Source organism: Breoghania sp. (genome assembly GCF_963674635.1).
Classification (GTDB): domain Bacteria; phylum Pseudomonadota; class Alphaproteobacteria; order Rhizobiales; family Stappiaceae; genus Breoghania.
In genome coordinates this window covers 598,074-619,625 of the sequence record NZ_OY771475.1, presented here as the reverse complement: position 1 = coordinate 619,625, position 21,552 = coordinate 598,074, and the positions used below count along the sequence as shown (strand labels likewise).

15 protein-coding genes and 1 tRNA gene are annotated in these 21,552 nt (G+C 62.2%); 8 read left to right on the top strand and 8 right to left on the bottom strand.

All coding sequences use genetic code 11. The features are described 5' to 3' along the window. Positions 1 to 42: 42 nt before the first annotated feature. The 7 genes from ABGM93_RS02815 to ABGM93_RS02785 all read right to left on the bottom strand — a co-directional run bounded on the left by ABGM93_RS02815 (position 43) and on the right by ABGM93_RS02785 (position 9,382). The gene (locus ABGM93_RS02815) at positions 43 to 318 is read right to left on the bottom strand and encodes an HU family DNA-binding protein (RefSeq protein WP_319773366.1); all 276 of its coding nucleotides are present in this window, start codon (positions 316 to 318) and stop codon (positions 43 to 45) included. Positions 319 to 748: 430 nt separating this feature from the next. After that, positions 749 to 3,181 (bottom strand): endopeptidase La, encoded by a 2,433-nt coding sequence (lon, locus tag ABGM93_RS02810; RefSeq protein ID WP_321503284.1) that lies wholly within the window; start codon positions 3,179 to 3,181, stop codon positions 749 to 751. A gap of 321 nt (positions 3,182 to 3,502) precedes the next feature. Further along, positions 3,503 to 4,768 (bottom strand): ATP-dependent Clp protease ATP-binding subunit ClpX, encoded by a 1,266-nt coding sequence (gene clpX / locus ABGM93_RS02805; protein ID WP_321503282.1) that lies wholly within the window; start codon positions 4,766 to 4,768, stop codon positions 3,503 to 3,505. Positions 4,769 to 5,049: 281 nt separating this feature from the next. After that, positions 5,050 to 5,685: an ATP-dependent Clp protease proteolytic subunit gene (locus ABGM93_RS02800; RefSeq protein ID WP_321503280.1), complete on the bottom strand. Its 636-nt coding sequence runs from the start codon at positions 5,683 to 5,685 to the stop codon at positions 5,050 to 5,052. A gap of 402 nt (positions 5,686 to 6,087) precedes the next feature. Further along, positions 6,088 to 7,452, bottom strand: coding sequence for a trigger factor (gene tig / locus ABGM93_RS02795; RefSeq protein WP_321503278.1), 1,365 nt, complete (start codon positions 7,450 to 7,452; stop codon positions 6,088 to 6,090). A gap of 240 nt (positions 7,453 to 7,692) precedes the next feature. Further along, positions 7,693 to 7,776, bottom strand: a tRNA-Leu gene (locus tag ABGM93_RS02790). Between the two features lie 37 nt (positions 7,777 to 7,813). After that, positions 7,814 to 9,382, bottom strand: coding sequence for an NAD(P)H-hydrate dehydratase (locus tag ABGM93_RS02785; RefSeq protein ID WP_321503276.1), 1,569 nt, complete (start codon positions 9,380 to 9,382; stop codon positions 7,814 to 7,816). A 383-nt stretch (positions 9,383 to 9,765) separates the two neighbouring features. Between ABGM93_RS02785 and ABGM93_RS02780 the strand changes: the two genes are divergently transcribed. From ABGM93_RS02780 to ABGM93_RS02755, 6 genes are all read left to right on the top strand, one after another. Beyond that, entirely contained in the window at positions 9,766 to 10,104 is a 339-nt protein-coding gene (locus tag ABGM93_RS02780) for a P-II family nitrogen regulator (protein ID WP_107990266.1), read from the top strand. Between the two features lie 155 nt (positions 10,105 to 10,259). Next, positions 10,260 to 11,669, top strand: a complete 1,410-nt coding sequence (gene glnA, locus ABGM93_RS02775; RefSeq protein ID WP_321503273.1) for a type I glutamate--ammonia ligase — start codon at positions 10,260 to 10,262, stop codon at positions 11,667 to 11,669. 332 nt (positions 11,670 to 12,001) lie between these two features. After that, positions 12,002 to 13,507: an alkaline phosphatase gene (locus ABGM93_RS02770; RefSeq protein ID WP_321503271.1), complete on the top strand. Its 1,506-nt coding sequence runs from the start codon at positions 12,002 to 12,004 to the stop codon at positions 13,505 to 13,507. 137 nt (positions 13,508 to 13,644) lie between these two features. After that, complete coding sequence (locus tag ABGM93_RS02765) at positions 13,645 to 14,085, top strand: hypothetical protein (protein WP_321503269.1); 441 nt, start codon at positions 13,645 to 13,647, stop codon at positions 14,083 to 14,085. A 371-nt stretch (positions 14,086 to 14,456) separates the two neighbouring features. Next, positions 14,457 to 15,164 (top strand): ABC transporter ATP-binding protein, encoded by a 708-nt coding sequence (locus ABGM93_RS02760; protein ID WP_321503268.1) that lies wholly within the window; start codon positions 14,457 to 14,459, stop codon positions 15,162 to 15,164. Then, positions 15,161 to 16,399, top strand: coding sequence for an ABC transporter permease (locus ABGM93_RS02755; protein ID WP_321503266.1), 1,239 nt, complete (start codon positions 15,161 to 15,163; stop codon positions 16,397 to 16,399). The genes ABGM93_RS02760 and ABGM93_RS02755 overlap by 4 nt, the downstream gene beginning before the upstream one ends. 786 nt (positions 16,400 to 17,185) lie before the next feature. Here ABGM93_RS02755 and ABGM93_RS02750 read toward each other — a convergent pair. Continuing rightward, entirely contained in the window at positions 17,186 to 19,306 is a 2,121-nt protein-coding gene (locus tag ABGM93_RS02750) for an exopolysaccharide transport family protein (protein ID WP_321503264.1), read from the bottom strand. Between the two features lie 208 nt (positions 19,307 to 19,514). On the opposite strand from ABGM93_RS02750, the gene ABGM93_RS02745 reads away from it, so the two are divergent. Then, positions 19,515 to 20,099: a polysaccharide biosynthesis/export family protein gene (locus ABGM93_RS02745; RefSeq protein ID WP_321503262.1), complete on the top strand. Its 585-nt coding sequence runs from the start codon at positions 19,515 to 19,517 to the stop codon at positions 20,097 to 20,099. Positions 20,100 to 20,291: 192 nt separating this feature from the next. Further along, positions 20,292 to 21,530 carry a glycosyltransferase family 4 protein gene (locus tag ABGM93_RS02740; protein ID WP_321503260.1) on the top strand — a complete coding sequence of 413 codons (1,239 nt, stop codon included), beginning with the start codon at positions 20,292 to 20,294 and terminating at the stop codon, positions 21,528 to 21,530. Positions 21,531 to 21,552 lie beyond the last annotated feature (22 nt).

Below are 21,552 nucleotides of genomic sequence, written 5' to 3'. Positions count from 1 at the left end.
GGCTTTGCGCGCGACGGGGCTTTTCAGACAAGCAGGAAACGATCAGGAGTTGACCGCGTCCTTCAGGCCCTTGCCGGCCTTGAACTTCGGCGTCTTGGACGCCGGGATCTGGATCGGGTCGCCGGTGCGCGGGTTACGGCCCTCGGTCGCTGCGCGCTCGGAAACGAGGAAGTTACCGAACCCGATGATGCGCACTTCGTCACCACCCTTGAGCGTCTCGGTAATCGCGGCAAAGGTCGCGTCAACAGCCTCGCCAGCCTGAGCCTTGGACAGACCGCTCTTCTCGGCAACCGCCGCCACGAGATCATTCTTGTTCATAGCAGTTCCTTTCATGCAAATGGCGGATCGCCGTCGATTCGCGCTAGGATCCGCGCGAGCGACACTCCGGTGAAACGCTCCCCAACGCAAGAGAATTTCGCGGAATTCCGCCAGTTTTCCGGGATTTTGACGATGATTTTGGGGATATTGCCCGTAATTCAGCCGGACAAGCACAGATTGTGGCGAAATCTGGTCATTTCCACGGCCTGAACACGCCCGGCGGAATCGGCCCTCAACCCCACAAACAAGCCATTTGAAGCCTCTGTTCCGTCGCGGATTCCGTCCCTTACCCGCTGCGCCTCAGCCCCTCCGATTCCCTATAAAAAAGGCAGGGCGATCGAAATCGCCCTGCCCTTGTCTTCGTCCGGCGAAAAGGAGCACAACCGCACCGCCTTGTCCGGATGATCGCCCTATGCGACCTGGCCCAACCCTAGTGGGCGGTCAGCCCGGAGGCTTCATCCTCGGCAACGGCCTTGGCCGCCGCGGCCTTGCGATCCGCCTCGTCCGCATCCCATTCGATCGGCTCCGGTGTGCGCACCAGGGCATGCTCAAGCACTTCGCTCATCTGCGAAACGGGAATGATTTCCATCCCGCTCTTCACGTTTTCCGGGATATCCGCCAGATCCTTGGCGTTTTCTTCCGGAATGAGCACACGCTTGATGCCACCGCGCAGCGCCGCAAGGAGCTTCTCCTTGAGCCCGCCGATCGGCAAAACGCGACCGCGCAGCGTGATCTCGCCCGTCATCGCCACGTCCTTGCGGACCGGGATGCCGGTCATGATCGACACCACCGCGGTACCCATGGCGATACCGGCAGACGGACCGTCCTTCGGCGTCGCCCCTTCCGGCACGTGCACGTGAATGTCGCGCTTGTCGAAGAGCGGCGGCTCGATGCCGAAATCCACCGCCCGCGAACGCACATAGGATGCGGCAGCGGAAATGGATTCCTTCATCACGTCGCGCAGGTTGCCCGTCACCGTCATCTTGCCCTTGCCGGGCATCATGACGCCTTCGATGGTCAGCAGCTCGCCGCCCACTTCCGTCCAGGCAAGACCGGTCACGACACCGACCTGATCCTCGCGCTCCGCCTCGCCGTGGCGATAGCGCGGCACACCGAGGAAGTCCTCAAGGTTGTCATCGGTCACGCGGATCTCGGTCTTCTTGTCCATGATCAGCGACTTGACCGCCTTGCGCGACACCGTGGACAGCTCGCGCTCAAGGTTACGAACGCCTGCCTCGCGGGTGTAGCGGCGGATCAGCGTCCGCAGTGCATCGTCGGTGATCTCGAACTCGCCCTTCTTCAGGCCGTGGTTCTTTTCCGACTTCGGCAGCAGGTGACGGCGCGCAATCTCGACCTTCTCATCCTCGGTGTACCCGGCGATGCGAATGATCTCCATGCGGTCCATCAGCGGGCCCGGAATGTTCAGCGTGTTGGCCGTGGTCACGAACATCACGTTGGACAGATCGTACTCAACCTCCAGGTAGTGATCCATGAAGGTGGAGTTCTGTTCCGGATCCAGCACCTCAAGCAGGGCCGAAGACGGGTCGCCGCGGAAATCCATGCCCATCTTGTCGATCTCGTCGAGAAGGAAAAGCGGGTTGGACTTCTTCGCCTTGCGCATCGACTGGATGACCTTGCCGGGCATCGAGCCGATATAGGTGCGGCGGTGACCACGGATCTCGGCCTCGTCACGCACGCCGCCAAGCGACACGCGCACGAATTCACGGCCCGTCGCCTTGGCGATGGACTGGCCGAGCGAGGTCTTGCCGACGCCCGGAGGGCCGACAAGGCACAGGATGGGCCCCTTCAGCTTGTTGGCGCGCTGCTGCACCGCAAGGTACTCGACAATGCGCTCCTTGACCTTCTCAAGGCCATAGTGCTCCGAATCGAGCAGCTTCTCGGCATAGGCGAGATCGTTCTTCACGCGGGACTTCTTGCCCCACGGAATGGAGAGCATCCAGTCCAGATAGTTGCGCACGACGGTCGCTTCCGCCGACATCGGGCTCATCTGGCGCAGCTTCTTCATCTCGGCCTGCGCCTTTTCGCGGGCCTCCTTGGAGAGCTTGGTCTTCTCGATCTTGTCTTCCAGCTCGGCCAGCTCGTCACGGCCTTCCTCGCCGTCGCCCAGCTCCTTCTGGATCGCCTTCATCTGCTCGTTGAGGTAGTACTCGCGCTGGGTCTTCTCCATCTGGCGCTTGACGCGCGAGCGGATGCGCTTTTCCACCTGCAGAACAGAGATCTCGCTCTCCATCAGCGACAGCACGCGCTCCAGCCGTTCCGGCACGGAGGTGATGGCGAGAATGGCCTGCTTTTCCGGGATCTTGATCGCAAGATGCGACGCGATCGTGTCCGCGAGCTTGGCGTAATCCTCGATCTGGCTGGCCGCACCGATGACATCGGGCGAAACCTTCTTGTTCAGCTTGACGTAGTTTTCGAACTCGCTGACCACAGAGCGGGCCAGCGCCTCAACCTCCACCGCCTCGCCAAGCTCTTCCGGCAAGGCATCCGCGCTCGCCTCATAGAGGTCGGAGCGGTCGGTGAATGAGGTGATCTGGGCGCGTCCGCCGCCTTCCACGAGCACCTTCACGGTGCCGTCCGGCAGCTTCAGCAGCTGCAGCACGGTGGCAAGCGTACCGATCTCATAGATCTGCGAGGCTTCAGGATCGTCGTCAGAGGCGTTCTTCTGGGTGGCAAGCAGGATCTGCTTGTCCGCCCGCATCACCTCCTCCAGCGCGCGAATGGACTTCTCCCGCCCAACGAAGAGCGGCACGATCATGTGCGGAAAGACGACGATGTCCCGGAGCGGCAGAACGGGGTAGACGTTCGAGCCGGCCCCTCCCGCCCGCGTTTCGAGGTCGTTCATTTCTTGTCCTCTCTGTCAGTGTCCCGGCACAGGCAGGAATGCGTGGGGACACGTCTTGCGGCTACCGAACCTGACACGCCCTCCCGCCATGGCGGGACGACAAAACGACAACCTTGCGCGCTGTCGGATGTGCCGGAACGGATATCTTCAAGCCAACTGCAACAGCCCCTTCAAAAGGCAGCCGTCGCAATCCCTGGCCGCTGGCTCAATCATTAGGTGGCGAGCCGGGGGGGAGGTGTCAAGGCTGGGACGCCTCCCTCCCCCGTAAAGATTTGGACTGCCGTGCGAAGATGGGCAATCGGAACAGGCGACGCCTCGCGATCAGGCGGAGGTGGCCGACGACTCCGCCCTGTCTTCGTAGATGTAGAGCGGCTGTGCCTTGCCCTCGACGACTTCGGCGGAAATCGCCACCTGCTTGACGTCCTTGAGGCCGGGAAGCTCGAACATGGTGTCGAGCAGGATGGCCTCCAGAATCGAACGCAGGCCGCGCGCACCCGTCTTGCGTTCGATCGCCTTGCGGGCGACCGCGCGCAGCGCGTCGTCGTGGAAGGTCAGTTCAACGTCTTCCATCTCGAAAAGCCGCGCATACTGCTTCACCAGCGCGTTCTTCGGCTCCGTCAGGATCTGGATGAGGGCATCCTCGTCGAGATCCTCCAGCGTCGCGATGACCGGCAGTCGACCGACAAACTCGGGAATGAGGCCGAATTTCAACAGGTCTTCCGGTTCCAGCAGGCGGAACAGTTCGCCCGTCTTCTGCTCGTCCGGCGCCTTCACCTTGGCCTTGAAGCCGATGGAGGTCTTCGTTCCACGATCGGAAATGATCTTGTCGAGACCCGCAAAGGCGCCGCCGCAGATGAACAGGATGTTGGTCGTATCCACCTGCAGGAATTCCTGCTGGGGATGCTTTCGCCCGCCCTGCGGCGGAACGGCGGCGACCGTGCCTTCCATGATCTTCAGCAGAGCCTGCTGGACGCCCTCGCCCGACACGTCGCGCGTGATCGAGGGGTTGTCCGACTTGCGCGAGATCTTGTCGACCTCATCGATGTAGACGATGCCGCGCTGCGCACGCTCGACATTGTAGTCGGCCGACTGCAGCAGCTTCAGGATGATGTTCTCCACGTCCTCGCCGACATAGCCGGCTTCGGTGAGCGTGGTCGCATCGGCCATCGTGAAGGGCACATCGAGAATCCGCGCCAGCGTCTGCGCAAGCAGGGTCTTGCCGCAGCCCGTCGGGCCAACGAGCAGGATGTTCGACTTGGCGAGTTCGACGTCATTGTTCTTTGCCGCGTGGCTCAACCGCTTGTAGTGGTTGTGCACGGCGACGGACAGCACCTTCTTGGCCTCGAACTGGCCAATCACGTAGTCGTCCAGGACCTGGCGGATTTCCTGCGGCGTGGGAATGCCCTCGCGCGACTTCACCAGCGAGGACTTGTTCTCCTCGCGAATGATGTCCATGCAAAGTTCCACGCATTCGTCGCAGATGAAGACCGTCGGGCCGGCGATGAGTTTGCGCACCTCATGCTGGCTCTTTCCGCAGAACGAGCAGTAGAGTGTGTTCTTCGTGTCGCTGCCGCTGGTCTTGCTCATTCGATCAACCCCGCATCGTTCGGAGGCACACTGCCTCCGCTTGAATCAGCACGGCTTTGCGGCACCTTTATGCCGACAGCCCCAGGCCGATTGACTTATAATTTTTCAGACCCACCGGAGCGCCCAATCATGACGCTGCGTTCCAACGGATCCAACCATGCTTCCATCGGAAAAATCAATATTCGCTTAAGCCGGCAAGATTGCGCCCATAGGGACGCGCGGCAACGACCATCGATCCTTCACCGCAAGACGGGCCCAGGGCCCGCCTCCGCGGAGCGATATCAGCTTTCATCCTCATCGGCGAGCGACGTCCGGTCGGCGATGACCTTGTCGATGATGCCGAATTCCTTGGCCATGTCGGCCGTCATGAAGTTGTCGCGTTCCAGCGCTTCTTCAATGTCGGCAAGCTCACGCCCGGTATGCTTCACGTAGATCTCGTTCAGGCGACGCTTCAGGCTGAGAATCTCCTGCGCATGCAGGATGATGTCGGAGGCCTGACCGCGGAACCCGCCGGAGGGCTGATGCACCATCACGCGCGCATTCGGCAGCGCATAGCGCGAACCGGGCGCACCGGCTGCCAGCAGCAGCGACCCCATCGAGGCGGCCTGACCGATGCACAGCGTGGAGATCTCCGGACGCACGAACTGCATCGTGTCATAGATCGCCAGGCCGGCGGTGACGAGGCCACCGGGCGAATTGATGTAGATGGCGATTTCCTTGGTCGGGTTCTCCGCCTCAAGGAACAGCAGCTGGGCACATACCAGCGTCGCCATGTGGTCTTCGACACCGCCCGTGATGAAGATGATGCGTTCCTTCAGCAGACGGGAGAAAATGTCATACGAGCGTTCGCCGCGATTGGTCTGTTCCACGACCATCGGAACCAGCGTGCTCATGTAGAAATCGACGGGATCTTTCATGTGTGGTCCATCACTCGGCGCTTCTCACGAGCGCACCAAAATTCGGTCTGCCGCGCCACGCAAACAGGCTTCACGAGTCGCAGCAGGGCACCCAATACATAGGGGATGATGCCGCGGCCCGAAAGAGTCGATCATACCCTGTGATCGGGCCGGATGCGAAGATAGCCCCTTATCCTTAACGAAGCGCGCACCGAAAAGGACAGACTTGCCTGCCGCGAGTTGCGGCTCCCACCCCTCGCAAGCCTGGTGGTCAAATAGGATTTCGTTTCGCCGGATCAAGGATTTCTCGGCAATGAAACGTCCTCCCCCGACAGACGAATGCCCCGCCTGTCGATCTGACAGGCGGGGCACGAAACGTCCGGACGTCCCCGTTTTCAGGGAACTGCCCACATTGGGGAAAGATCAGGCCTCAGCGGCCTCATCCTCGTCCTCGTCGGCCTTCAGCAGGTCTTCCTTGGTCACGACCTTGTCGGTGACCTTGGCCAGCTCCAGCAGATAATCGACGACCTTGTCTTCATAGATCGGGGCGCGCAGGCCGGCCAGCGCGGCCGGGTTCTTCTGGAAATATTCGAAGACCTGCTGCTCCTGGCCCGGATACTGACGCACCTGCTCGTACATGGCGCGCTGCAGCTCCTCATCGGAGACCTGGATCTTGTTGGTCTCGCCGATTTCGGAAAGAACCAGACCGAGGCGCACGCGGCGCTGGGCGATCTTCATGTAGTCGGCCTTGGTGGCCTCCTCGTCGGCGCCTTCGTCCTCGAAGGACTTGCCGGCGCGTTCCATGTCAGCCAGCACCTGACGCCAGATGTTGTCGAACTCGTTTTCCACGAGTTTTTCCGGCAACGGGAAGTCATAGCGCTCGTCCAGCTTGTCGAGAAGCTGGCGCTTGACCTTCGTGCGGGTCGCCTGACCAAACTGGCTCTCGATCTGGCCGCGGATGATTTCCTTCAGCTTGTCGAGGGATTCAAGGCCAAGACCCTTGGCGAATTCATCATCGACCACCAGCTCGCCCGGAGCCTCGATGTCCTTCACGGTGACATCGAAGGTGGCTTCCTTGCCGGCCAGGAAATCAGCGTGATAGTCATCCGGGAACTTGACGGTGACGACGGTCTCGTCGCCCTTCTTCACGCCCACGAGCTGATCTTCGAAGCCGGGGATGAAGCGACCGGAGCCCAGCACCAGCTGACCGTTCTCGTCGGCGCCGCCCTCAAACGGTTCGCCATCGATCTTGCCCACATAGGACATGGTCACGCGGTCGCCGTTCTCCGCCTTCACGGACTTGCCTTCCTTGGGCGCGAACGGACGGTTGGATTCGGCGATCTGCTCGACCTGCTCCATCACGCCTTCGTCGGAAATCTCGACGATCGGGCGTTCGATCTCGATGTCGTCGAACGCGCCGATCTCGAAGGACGGCAGCACTTCGTAGGACATGGTGTAGGAGAGATCGATCTCACCCGCGAGCACCTTCTCCGCATCTTCATCCGAAAGATTGATTTCGGGCTGCAGCGCGGGGCGTTCCTTGCGCTCATCCACGACCTTGGTCGTGGTCTCGTTGAGCATGGTGGAAACGATCTCGGCCATCGCCTGGCGCCCGTAGAGCCGCTTCATGTGCGCGGTCGGGACCTTGCCGGGGCGGAAACCTTTGATACGGACCTTGGACTTCAGGTCTTCGAGATAAGTGTCCAGCCGACCAGCGATATCATCGGCCGGGATGACGACCTTGAGCTCCCGCTTCAGCCCGTCCGACAGGGTTTCGGTTACCTGCATGGTTGTATTCTTCGTCCTCGATCTGGAACACCGCGTTCCCGGCGTTCGTAGAGATGACCGTTCGATAAACGGGCAAAGGCCTTCAACTGGCAAAGAGCCTTCAACTATTCAACTATGTGCCGAACCTGTGCCGAACCTGTCGGCAGACCAGCAACACTTCTTCCGAGCGGGCCGCACATCGGCCGGGCAAAGCCCGGATCAACACGGAACAACCGACACGGAACGTCCGAAATCGGGCCATGGTGCGGCTGGAGGGACTCGAACCCCCACGTCAGGGACACTTGGACCTAAACCAAGCGCGTCTACCAATTCCGCCACAGCCGCATCGGCGGCGACGTACTCCCATACAAGAGCGGTGAAGTCAATTGTCCTTCGACTTGCCGTCACAATCGGCGGCAAGCCGCGCAATCACTGGCTTCAGGCTCGGCGCGAGATCTTCCGCGATCAGACCGGCCCCCGCAACCCTGCCCGCTTCGCCGTGACACCATGCTCCCATGGCCGCCGCATCGAATCCGCTTAAGCCCTGCGCCAGGAGCCCGGCGATGATTCCGGCCAGCACGTCTCCAGACCCCGCGCTCGCCAGCCAGCCCGGCGCATTGTTGCAGATTGTCGCCCGTCCATCCGGATCGGCGACAACCGTATCCGCCCCCTTGAGCAGGACCGCCGCACCGCTGATCCGCGCCGCTTCACGCGCGCGCCACACGCGCGATAACGAGGTGTCGGACAATCCGGGAAAGAGCCGGGTGAATTCTCCCTCATGCGGGGTCAGAACCACATCACGGCACCGGCTTGCCCGGATCGCACCAAAAAGAGCCTGCGGATCAGCGGCAAAACTCGTCAGCGCGTCAGCATCCAGCACCACGGCACGGCGCGCGCTTTCTCCCGCAAGAACCGCCAAAACAAGCGCGCGCATCGGCTCGCCCACCCCAAAGCCCGGACCGGCGACCACCGCGTTCAGACGCTCATCGGCCAACAAGGCGGAAAAACCATCCGCATCGTCGACGGGCCGGATCATCACCGCCGTCAGATGGGCCGCGTTCACCGCCACCGCCTGTGAGGGAGAAGCGAGCGTCACAAGCCCAGCGCCGATACGCAAGGCAGCGCCCGCCGACAGCCGCGCCGCGCCTGTGGCATGCACCGGCCCACCCGCGACAACCACGTGCCCGCGCGTATATTTGTGATCCCTCGCACCCGGTACGCGCCACGCGGCCCGCCACAGGTCCGGCCCGTTGAGAGAAAGAGGTGGCACCGCCCCCGCCACATCCTCCACAACCCGATCCGGTATGCCGATATCCACAACCCGCACATCACCGCACAGCGCACGGCCGGGGAAAAGCAGATGGCCGGGCTTCAGGCGGCAGAAGGTGACCGTGACATCCGCCTCGATGGCAATCCCGCCCGCGGCATTAGCGAGAATCGCACCGGTGTCACCGGACACTCCGCTTGGCAGATCAACAGCCACGACCCTGGCGCCTGCGCGCCGACGCGCATTGACTGCTTCAACCAACTCGACAACGGCGCCTTCGAGCGGCCGATCAAGCCCCGCGCCGAACAGCGCATCCACGATGACATCAGCCTCGCGCACCTGCGCCGCCTGCGCGGGCTCCGCCGCGCCGGACATCTTTTCGAATGCCACCAGCGCGTCGCCCTTCAGCCGCTCCGGTGCGCTCAGAAGCCCCACGACGACCCTGTAACCGCGCTCCTCCAGAATGCGCGCGATCACGAACCCGTCGCCGCCATTGTTGCCCGGCCCTGCCAACACCAGGACCCGGCACTCCGGCCCGTATTCGGCACAGACCTCTTCAGCGACACCACGACCGGCCGCTTCCATGAGGTCAATTCCCGGCACACCGGCGGCGATCGTCCGCCGGTCGGCCTCTCCCATTTGCGCCACGCTCAGGACCTGCTGCATCAACACCGCCCCGCTCATTCCTTGTTCGTCAGCTGCCTATTTGATCGCATCGTCCGCCCTTGCACAATTTCCATCAGCGTGAACACGGACACATTTTGAAGGCAAAAGCGGTCACGTCCGGTCACTTGAATGGAGATTTGACCCTCCATGCCGCCTCAACGAGGCGGAAACTACATAATAATGCACCAAATCTGTGCAATCGCCCATTTTTGCGTCATACCCCACCGACACCGCGCGACCGCCGCCGCCATTCACTGCTCGAAAATCAGGCGCAATCGGCGCGGTTGAGCATTTGAAATCAACGACTGGCGCGTTGGCACGAACCATGCTTTCGTACACTGTCGAAGGGATGGGCCGGACTGTTTCTGCGCCCGCCAGCATGACCCGGAGAAAGGGAGGCGATGAAGAAGATCGAAGCGATCATCAAACCCTTTAAGCTAGACGAAGTGAAGGAGGCGCTGCAGGAAGTCGGCCTGCAGGGAATCACTGTCACCGAGGCCAAGGGCTTCGGTCGGCAGAAGGGACACACGGAGCTCTATCGCGGGGCCGAATACGTGGTCGACTTTCTGCCGAAGGTTAAAGTGGAGATCGTCCTCACGGATGATCTGGTGGAAAAGGCCGTGGAGGCCATTCGCACTTCCGCTCAGACCGGACGTATCGGCGACGGAAAGATTTTTGTTCTCAACATCGAAGATGCGGTTCGCATCCGGACTGGCGAGACAGGAAACGACGCGATCTGATCCTTGCCGGCCATTCCCTTCAGGATCAAAGGCCGCAATCTCGAATTCTAACATGTGTCCGAGGAGAGGCCGGTTTTCGCCATCTGGAACTTGAAAACCGGTACGAACACATCACACCACCAAGGCTCCATCCTAATAATTCCAGGAAGGTACAAATGAGCACTGCCAACGACGTCCTCAAGACGATCAAAGACAAGGACATCAAGTTCCTTGACCTGCGCTTCACCGATCCGCGCGGCAAGATGCAGCACGTCACGATGGACTGCTCGCTCGTCGACGAGGACATGTTCGCCGAGGGCGTCATGTTTGACGGCTCTTCGATTGCTGGCTGGAAGGCCATCAACGAGTCGGACATGACCCTGATGCTCGATCCGGAATCGGCCCACATCGATCCGTTCTTCGCTCAGTCCACCATGGCCATCTTCTGCGACATCCTGGAGCCCGCCTCCGGTGAGGGTTACAACCGCGACCCGCGCATGACCGCCAAGAAGGCCGAGGCTTACGTCAACCAGCTGGGTATCGGCGACACCGTCTTCGTCGGCCCGGAAGCCGAGTTCTTCGTGTTTGACGACGTCCGCTTCGCGGCCGACCCGTACAACACCGGCTTCAAGCTCGACAGCCAGGAACTGCCCACCAACCTTGATGCCGAATACGAAGCCGGCAACATGGGACACCGTCCGCGCACGAAGGGTGGCTACTTCCCCGTCCCGCCGATCGACCAGGGCCAGGACTACCGTTCCGAGATGCTGACCGTGATGGCCGAAATGGGCATCGAGGTCGAAAAGCACCACCACGAAGTGGCGGCTGCGCAGCATGAGCTCGGCATGAAGTTCGACACCCTGACCCGTCAGGCCGACAAGATGCAGATCTACAAGTACGCGGTGCACCAGGTTGCTGCCGCCTACGGCAAGTCTGCCACGTTCATGCCGAAGCCGGTCTTCGGCGACAACGGCACGGGCATGCACGTCCACCAGTCCATCTGGAAGGACGGCACTCCGACCTTCGCCGGCAACCAGTATGCCGACCTGTCGGAAACCTGCCTGTACTACATCGGCGGCATCCTGAAGCACGCCAAGTCGCTCAATGCCTTCACCAACCCCTCGACCAACTCCTACAAGCGTCTGGTCCCGGGTTACGAAGCGCCGGTGCTGCTGGCCTATTCCTCGCGCAACCGTTCCGCGTCCTGCCGCATCCCGATGGCTTCGTCTCCGAAGGCAAAGCGCGTCGAAGTCCGCTTCCCCGATCCCACCGCGAACCCGTATCTGGCCTTCTCTGCCATGCTCATGGCTGGCCTCGACGGCATCAAGAACAAGATCCATCCCGGCGACGCGATGGACAAGAACCTCTACGACCTTCCCGCCGAAGAGCTCAAGGACATCCCGACCGTCTGCGGCTCGCTGCGTGAAGCTCTGATGTCCCTGGATGCCGACCGTGAATACCTCAAGGCCGGTGGCGTGTTCGACGACGATCAGATCGATGCCTATATCGAGCTGAAGATGGAAGAGAACATGCGCTACGAAATGACCCCGCATCCGGTCGAGTTCGACATGTACTACTCGGTCTGATCCAGACCGTCGGATTTGCGCAAATCTTGCGCAAGCCAGAAGAAGGGGCGCCGATACCGGCGCCCCTTTTTTCGTTCCTGCATACCTTTTTCCGACCTGAAGGGAGCCACCGCGTCTCCTACCGGCTCATATCCGTCTCTTTTCCCCGATACCCGCCGACGCGGCCGACCTCTCATTCGCCCTGCATGAAAAGCAGGCACCCTTGACGGCCATTATCACGGGACATCCGCAAAACTGTCACGCACCTGTCATCCGTCGACTGTAGCGAGTGTGAGCCGACAGGCGGGCGCACCGCCGGGCGGTTCATGCATCCAGTATTCGGGGACTTTCACATGAAGCTCTTCATCGCCGCGCTGCTTGCAGGCGCCTCGATGGCCACCACCTGTGCCCTCGCGCAGGACAGCCTGCCGCAAGCCGGCAGCCCGTGGTTCAAGGTCGGTCAGGACACCCTCGCCGCCAATCTCGCCAAGAAGCCCAACACCAATCGCGCGAAGAACATCATCCTGTTCACCGCCGACGGACAGGGCGTTGGCACCAACTACGCCGTGCGCATTTTCTCCGGCCAGCTTGAAGGCCTGATGGGATCCGAATATGTCCAGCCCCAGGAGACCTTCCCGCACCTGGCGCTGGTCAAGACCTACACCACCAACGGCCAGACCCCGGACAGCGCGCCGACCGCAGGCGCGATGAACACCGGCGTGAAGCAGAAGAACGGCATGATCAATGTCGATCCCTCTGTCGCGCGCAGCGACTGCGCCGCCATCACCGGTCACGAGCTGACCACCTTCGGCGAGATCGTGAAGGCTCAGGGCAAGTCCGTCGGCGTGGTCTCCACCGCCCGCCTCACCCACGCCACTCCGGCCGGCGTCTACGCCAAGACCGTCGACCGCAACTGGGAAGACAATTCCAAGCTGCCGGAAGGTTGCACCGCCCAGAAGGACATCGCCGCACAGCTCTTCGATGCGATCGAGGCGGGCAAGATCGACATCGCGCTCGGCGGCGGTCGCCGCCACTTCCTGCCGAAAGAGGTCAAGGGCGATGAAGGCAAGTCCGGCAAGCGCACCGACGGCCGCAACCTGATCAAGGAAATCCAGGATCTCGGCGGCCAGTACGCCTGGAACCAGGCCACCTTCGAGGCCCTCGATCTCGCGAGCGACAAGCCGGTCATCGGCATGTTCGAATCCTCGCACATGAAATATGACGTCGACCGCACCGACGAGCCGTCTCTGGCCGAGATGACCGCCGCCGCCATCGAGAAGCTCTCCAAGAACGAGAAGGGCTTCTTCCTCGACATCGAAGCGGGCCGCGTCGACCACGCCAACCACGACGGCAACGGCGCGCGCGCCATGCATGACGGCAAGGCCTTCGCCGACGCCATCGCCAAGGCCATGGAGATGACCGATGAGGCCGACACGCTGATCATCGTCACCGCCGACCACGAACATGCCATCGCCTTCAACGGCTATTGCGGTCGCGGCTCGCCGATCCTCGGCCTGTGCTACGACGTCAACAAGGCCGGTGAAATGCACACCGACAAGCCGCTTCTGGCCGACGACGGCAAGCCCTACACCGTCATTGGCTACCTGAACGGCGTCGGTTCCGTGCTGAAAAAGCAGGACGACGGCAGCTATTCCGGCTCCCGTCCCGACCTGTCCCAGGAAGAGGCCCTCGACAAGGATTACGTCCAGCAGGCGCTGATCCCGATGTCCTCGGAGACCCATTCCGGCGAAGACGTCGCCGTCTATGCCCGGGGCCCGTGGTCGCATCTCTTCGATGGCACCATCGAGCAGAACTACATCTTCCACGTCATGAATCACGCTGCCAACAACGGCGAATAAGGTTCTGATCCGAAAGAGGGAAAGGGCTGTCTTCAAGCCCTTTCCCAACCTGTCCGAATTACCGAGCACCCGATCCCTGGCAGCGCTGTCCGCACGGCGCGCGCCACGATGGGGCACCCCACAATGAAGTCCGCGCCATGAACCGCCGCCAGTTCCTTCTCGCCACTGCCGCAACCACATTTCCGGGCACCCTGCCGGGCGCGCTTGCGGTCCTTGCCGGGGATGCCCCCTTGCGCATTCGCGATCTCTACAACAAGGACCTCTCCTTCTCGCCCTATGCCACCGCGCATCAGGACAAGGAGGTGTTCGTGCGCGGCTACATGGCGCCCCCGCTCAAGGCGCAATCGAAGTTCTTCGTCCTCACCTCCCGCCCCATGGCCGTGTGTCCCTTCTGTGAGAGCGAGGCTGACTGGCCCGACGACATCATCGTCATCTACACCGACGAGATCATCGACGCGGTCGCCTTCAACGTGCCCATTGAAGTGCGCGGCACATTGGAACTGGGCACCTACAAGGACGAGGAAATCGGCTTCGTCAGCCGCGTCCGCGTGACCTCCGCCAGCTTTGAGCGGATGTGAGCCCGTGGTCCTGGCTTGCGCACATTTTCATCGCCAGCGCCCCCTTGCTCGAAAGGAGCGGCGCGGCATGAACAGGCGCGATGGCCCGTGGATACGGAAAGCGCCCAACCCCTCACCCGGACCTGCGGCCCGACCTCTCCCCATGGGAGAGGTGCGCGGGCCGGGCTCTTCTTCGCCGCCGATGATGGGGCCGGGAAATGCGCTTGCATCCTTGAGCTTCCTGCGAGCTGCAATCTCAGCGTCCTATCGATACAGCCCCCTCTCCCCTGGGGAGAGGGTTGGGGTGAGGGGGGCAGCTCTCTCGTGGATACGAGAATCCCGCCCACTGAACTCACCCCGCCCTTTCCGCCACGATCCATCAGGCCTGCCCCATGTTCGCGATTGAAAACCTGAAACTCAGCTACCGTGACGACGGCAACCGCCCCTTCACGGTGCTGGAGTTGTCATCCCTCGACCTGAACGCGGGCAGCCTCGTCGTCGTGACCGGACCTTCCGGCTCCGGCAAGTCGAGCCTGCTTTATGCGCTTTCCGGCCTGCTGAACCCGACCACCGGGACCGTTTTTCACGACGGTGCCGATATCTACGCCTTGTCGGAAGCGCGGCGCGACCGCTGGCGTCGTGACACCATTGGCTTCATCTTTCAGGACTTCCACCTGATCCCGGAGCTGTCACCACTCGCCAATGTGACACTCGCCACCCATTTCGGCGGTGTCGGCGCTGGCGCCCGTCACAAGGCGCGCGCCGCTTCGCTGCTTGAAGACCTCCAGGTGCCAGGTGGGCGCCACCACGCCTCGCTTCTGTCGCGCGGCGAGCAGCAACGCACCGCAATCGCACGCGCGCTGCTGTTCGATCCGCCCGCCATCCTGGCCGACGAACCGACGGCAAGCCTCGATTCCGATGCCTCCACCCTCGTTGCGAACAAACTCCAGGACCTCGCGCGCAAAGACGGTCGTCTGGTGCTCTGCGTCAGCCATGATCCGATCCTGATCACCCGCGCCGACCGTGTCCTGCACCTGGACCGCGGTCATCTCAAGGAAACCACTCCGACCGGCAACGCAAAGAACGAGATCCCGGCATGATGAACCCCCTCCCCCTCGTGCTGGCCACCTTGCGCCGCAATCCGATCACGACCGTGACCTTCATGGCGCTGATCGCGGCCGCCGTCGGCCTCGGCGTGGCCATCACCGCCCAGGAACGCGCCCTGAAACGCGGCAGCGCCCATGCGGCGGATCGCTTCGACCTCGTCATCGCCGCCCCCGGCAGCCAGACCGACGCGATGCTGAAATCGGTTTTCCTGCGCACCGGCACCATCGAACTGCTGAAACCGGATGTGGTGGCGCGCGTCTTTGCCGAACCAAATGCGGAAATCGTCGCCCCCATCGCCTTCGGTGACAGCCATGACGGCGCGCCCATCGTCGGCTCGGTGCCTGACTTCGTCACGCATCTGAGCGGCGGCGCCCTTTCCGAGGGCCACGTCTTCGCCGACCACGAGGAAGCCGTCGTCGGCCATGCCTCGCCGCTCAAGATCGGTGACACGTTCCACCCCACCCACGGCGAGGGCCGAATGGGCGAGGAACACCATGACGACGATGACCATGATGAAGACCACGCCCATGAACATGGCGTGGAACTCACCGTCGTCGGCCGCATGGCCCCCACGGGCTCACCATGGGATACGGCCATCGTCGTGCCGGTGGAGCTGACCTGGGAACTGCATAACCTGCCCACCGGCCATGAAAAGGGCTCCGAGCAGGTCGGTCCGCCCTATCTGTCCGAACGCCTGCCGGGCGTCCCCGCGCTTGTCGTGAAGCCGGATTCCGTGGCCGCTGCCTATGGGCTGCGCGCACGCTACAAGGCACAGGACAGCACCGCCTTCTTCCCAGCCGAGGTTCTGGTGGAGCTTTACGAACTTCTGGGTGACATGCGCTCCCTGATGAACGTGATGGCGCTTTCCACACAGACGCTCGTGATCATCGCGATCCTCGCAGGCGTCATGGTTCTCCTGCGGCTCTACCGGGTGCAGTTCTCGATCCTGCGCGCTCTTGGCGCGCCACGCGGCTTCATCTTCCTCACCATCTGGAGCTACGTCGCGCTGATTGTGACCGTGGGCGCAATGGCCGGGCTCGCATTGGGCATGGGTCTGGCGGGCATCGTCTCCACCGCTTTCACAGCCGAAACAGGCATCGCCTTGCAGGCGTCACTTGGCGGACCGGAACTGGCGCTCGTGGCAGCCATCATCGCCATTGGCATGGCGGTCGCCACCGTGCCGGCCGCACTTCTCTATCGAAAGCCCGTCATCGACGCGCTCCGCTGAGCCCAAGGCTCCGCGCGCGCCGTCATCGCGGTGTCATCGGCATCGGCCACAGTCCGCCCGGGTCGATCGACACCCGATCTAGACCACACCCGCATCACTCAGGCGACCCGTCGGGTCGCCTTTTTTTCTCCCGGAGATGCGCGGCAAATGGCAGTTTTCTGCCGCAAACTCCCCTGGCGTCACATGCGCCCCCGCACACAATGTCGCACCGGGTGCATTGTTTCTTCCTGCATGATTGACAAACGGCTCAAGACGCCCCAGATTAATACTGCAAACAGAAAGCGGGAGGTCTAGAAAAATGACACCGCCGGCTAGTATAGTCTGAGGATCGCAGTCCGGAGTGACAACGGTTGCGGTCAATTCTGAAGTAAAATTTACTACCCTTACTGAACGGCAAGAGTTCCTTGTGAGACGTGATCGTCTACGTACGGGAGCGCGCTTCCTCTGAGCATCGCAAGATCTGCGAGCCAAGCCCATAGGCTTTTCAACGGAAGGACCGCCCGTGAGATCGAGAGCCCGAACGAGAAACGAGGCCGTGGTAACTCCACCCTTGAGGATATCCGTCTACAGCCACGTCTAGGAGCGTACGACGCCGACGTTGATTTGAAAACTGACGGACGAAGGGAACAGGGCCCTGCGGCAGAGATGCGCAGGGCCCTTTACTTTGGGGCCCGCAAAACGCGGCGCAGCCCTTTCACCGAAAGAGAAAAGAGCGACCGTCAGGCCGCCGCGCCCTTCGGGCGAACCAGCCATTCACAGGGCCACGCCTTCAAGTGGTCAGGCCCATCAGGCGGCCATATCCCGCTCGCCCCGAGCCGCACCATCACGCCGTTGCGGCGCCAGCACGGAAAGCCCCGCCCCGGTCTTGCTTTCCAGCATCCGTCGCGTGCGGTCCAGCGACGGCCCGCCGGAATGATCACCCGCCACGAGCACCACATGATCGGCCCGGGCAAGGAACTTGGCTGTCGAGACGGAAGGGGTCAGGCGGCCGAGATCGACCACAATGTGATCGTAAGTGTGCGCCAGCGCCTCCAGAACCGTGTCGAAGAGCGGCGCATCCGCCTCCTGATCGGAAAGCGGCCGCCCAGCCCCCGCGATCACATGAGCGCGCGAGCGCGGGTCACGCATGATCACCTGCGAGAAAGACGCCTCACCATTGAGCAGATCGACGAAGCCGCGATGCGGCTCGCCGTCCTCGCCACCCGTCACTGCAAACTGAGGTTCAGCGGACACTTCCAGCAGGATCGGGCACGTATTGTCGCTGACCGCCGCGCGCAGAAGCGCGATGGCGGCCCGACTGGCCATTTCATCGTCATCGGTGGAGACAACCACCAGACACTTGGGCGGAACATCCAGTTCCATCAAACGCGCCCACAGGTTCGCAGGGCTCGTCTCCACATCGGACAGCGGCGCAACAGGCACCTCTGGCGAGTCCATCTGCATCTCCGTCGCGCCCGCATCCTCGGCGTCCACCGCCCCCGTTTCACGGGACCGGTCGCTGCCGCGCACGAGAACGGCGCCGACAAGAAACTCGCGCATCAGAATGAAGGCGATGGCCAGAACGATCACCGCCATGGTCACCAGTGCGGTGATCGCGCTCACGCGCGGCGAATAGGGTTTGTGAGGCACACTGGCGCGCGAGATCAGGCGCGCATCGGCAGGCAGACCGGCGGCGTTCACACGCGCCTCCTGCTCCCGGTACCGCTGCAGCAGCGCTTCCAACTGCGCGCCCTTGACCTTGGCGTCGCGTTCAAGCTCGCGCAGACGAATACGCGCGTCATTGTTCTGGGCGACCTGCGCCTTCAGCTGATTGAGACTCCCCAACAGCGACACTTCGCGGCTTTCCGCAACCCGCACATCGCTTTCAAGCCCCGCAAGGATCTTGCGGCCCTCCGCCACGATCTGACCATCGAGGTCACGCAGCTGCCGCTGCAGGGCGCGCAGGTCCGGATGGCTGGGCAGGAGCGACGTGGAAAGATCGGCGATCCGCGCCTGAAGCGCCACCTGCCGTTCGCGAAGACGCTGGATCAGCGGCGAATTCATCACTTCGGTGGCGGAAGCAAGAGCGCCCTGCTCCAGCATGGACTGCAACTGGCTGGCTTTGGCTTCCACCTCCGCCTTCTGGGCGCGTGCCGTGGCGAGTTGGGTGTTGAGATCGGCGAGCTGCTGCTGGACCAGGGTGACATTGTTGGAGCCGATCAGAAGGTCGTTGGAGGCGCGATATTCCTCCACGGCCCGCTCTGCCTTCTCCACATCGCCGCGAACGCGCTCCACCTCAGGCCCAAGTGAATCGGCTGCCTCCTCGGTGTTGTAGCGCTTCGCCGCAGCCTGCAGATCCAGATATTCCTGAACGATGGTATTGGCCGCATTCGCCGCCAATTCGGGATCGCGGGAGGAAAACTCCACCGTGATCACGCGGGTCTTTTCCACCTGATAGACGACGAGCCGGTCGAAATACCCTTCAAGAACACGCTCCTCGACTGAGGCCTTCTGGCCGGAGCGGCTGAGGCCTATGAACTTCAAGGCTGTTCCAAGCAGCGATTCCTGATCGGCCTTGCCCGGGTTGAACTCGGCGCGCTTCGACAGCTCCAGCTTCTTGGCAACGCGGCGGGCCAGATCATAGGAATTCAGGAGCTGAACCTGGGAGGCGACACCTTCCTGATCGAGCAAGGCGCGTTCACCTTCGACATTGCGGTCGATGCCCGGATAGACGGCCCCCTGGCTTTCGATCAATATCTTGGCCTGGCCGCGATATTTCGGCGTCACCGCCTGCATGGCGGCGAAGGTCCCGACTGCCGTGATCAGCACAAGCGGCACGAGCCAACGCTTTGCCCGCCATAGCGCTCTGCCAAGCGCAGTGACATCGACCGAAACGTCCTCGTCCACCCCGCGGTACTCCCGTGCCATCCGCCCGATACTCCTGACTAACTAAAGAGATTCCTAGTCCGTTAAGGTAAGCGGAGTCTTAAAGATGGTCATTTACCGCACAGCGATACTTAATACTTTGGTAAGACTCCCCAATACGACCTCTCACGTAGCTCGAAAACGAACTTCATAAAGCAAGCATGTGCCGCGACCTTTACTCGTCATTAACCCTGATCCGGGAAAGTCAATCGTGGTTAATAACGGGATCTCCCAGCTCATGCGCGCCTCCACCATCCTCCTGCTTGGCCTGTCCCTCGTGATGGCTGGATGCAGCAGCTACCGCCGTCCGCCTCCGGCGTTTCACGAGGTGCTGACAAAGCCCTATCGCGTGGATTCCGGCGATCGGCTGCGCGTGGTCGTGTATGATCAGGAAAAGCTCTCCACGACCTACACCATCGATCCCGGCGGCACGTTGTCCATGCCGCTCGTGGGGGACGTGACGGCGCGTGGCAAGACCACCAAGGAGCTTGAAAGCATATTGGAAACAAGGCTTTCAAAGGGATTTCTGCGCAATCCTGACGTGTCCGTTGAAGTGGACCAGTACCGCCCGTTCTTCATCATGGGCGAAGTGAAAACCGCAGGTCAGTTCCCCTATGTGGCCGGCCTGACGGCCCAGACCGCCATCGCCATCGCGGGCGGCTTCTCCGCGCGCGCCCAACAGGCCAGCGTCGACGTCACCCGTCAGATCGAGGGCGAGATCATGACCGCGCGCGTCCCCCTTTCCGAGCCCCTGCGCCCCGGCGATACCGTCTATGTGAGAGAGCGCCTGTTCTGAATTGCGAATCGCTATTTTTGACAGCGTTGAAAATTCACGTTAACCGCAGACTCACCTCTCGCCATTAGTCTTCTCACTGACAGGAAGGTGCCTGTCGGCACAACTTTGGGTTCAGCAAACCGTCAGAGTGTGCCGTCGGGCCGGGACAGGCCACGCTTTCCAGCGCGCGCCAGATAGTGGTCGGGAGAAGTCATGACAGCGCATCCCTTGAGGATCGTGCATTGCCTGCGCGCGCCCGTGGGCGGTGCCTTCAGGCACGTTTGCGACCTGATATCCGCCCAGCGCGTGCAAGGTCATCGCGTCGGGCTGATCTGTGACGCATCCACCGGTGGCGCATTCGCCGAACAACGCCTGTCAGATCTCTCCCGCGATCTGGAACTGGGCCTTGTGCGCATTCCCATGCGCCGCACCCCCTCCCTTTCCGATCTTGCCACCATGCGCAGCGCCTATCGCGACCTGAAGGCCATGGCCCCGGACGTGGTTCATGGCCACGGCGCGAAGGGCGGCGTGTACGCCCGCATTCTGGGCACGTTGCTGCGCCGCTCCGGACTCGACACACGCCGCTTCTACACCCCCCACGGCGGATCGCTCCACTATGACCCCAAGGCCGTATCCGGACGGGTCTTCTTTGCGGTCGAACGCGCGCTTGAGCGCGTCAGCGACGGCCTTTGTTTCGTCTGCGACTATGAAGCCGACCAGTACCGCACCAAGGTCGGCGCGCCACGCATTCCCCATCGCACGGTCCATAACGGGCTGCGTCCGCAGGAGTTCGAGCCGGTCATCCCGGCGCCGGATGCGCGCGATTTTCTCTTCATCGGCGAATTCCGCGAGTTGAAAGGCCCGGACGTGTTCCTGAAGGCGCTCCGCGACCTCGGCGATGAAACCGGCAAGACACCGACAGCCCATATGGTGGGCCCGGGCGAGGCCCGCACCGATTACGAGAAGATGGCCCATGACCTGGGGCTGGGTGAGGCTGTCGCCTTTCACGGCGCGATGCCCGCCCGCACGGCCTTTTCTTTCGCGCGCGCCGTCGTGATCCCCTCACGCGCGGAGTCTTTACCATATATAATACTTGAGGCGATCGCAGCCGGTCTGCCCGTCATCACCACGCGGGTCGGCGGGATCGCGGAGATATTTCGTGAACAGGAGAAAGAGCTTGTGCCAGCGGGAGACCACGCGGCACTGGCACAGGCGATGCAGCGCGTGTTGACGGCTCCGCAGGAGACGCGCCGCAAGGCGGAGCAACTGCGTGACAGCCTGAGCGACGGGTTTTCATTGAAGGCCATGTCGGATGGCGTGCTCACGCTCTACGCCGAGGGCGGCGTGTCCGGGGCCGTCTCAGATGAGACAACGCACGACCCGCGTCATTTGCAAGCGGCAAACCAGTCAGGTCCGGATTGCCGCGCGGCAGATGGATCGGCGCGCGCATGAACGACAAGAATGGGGACCGGTC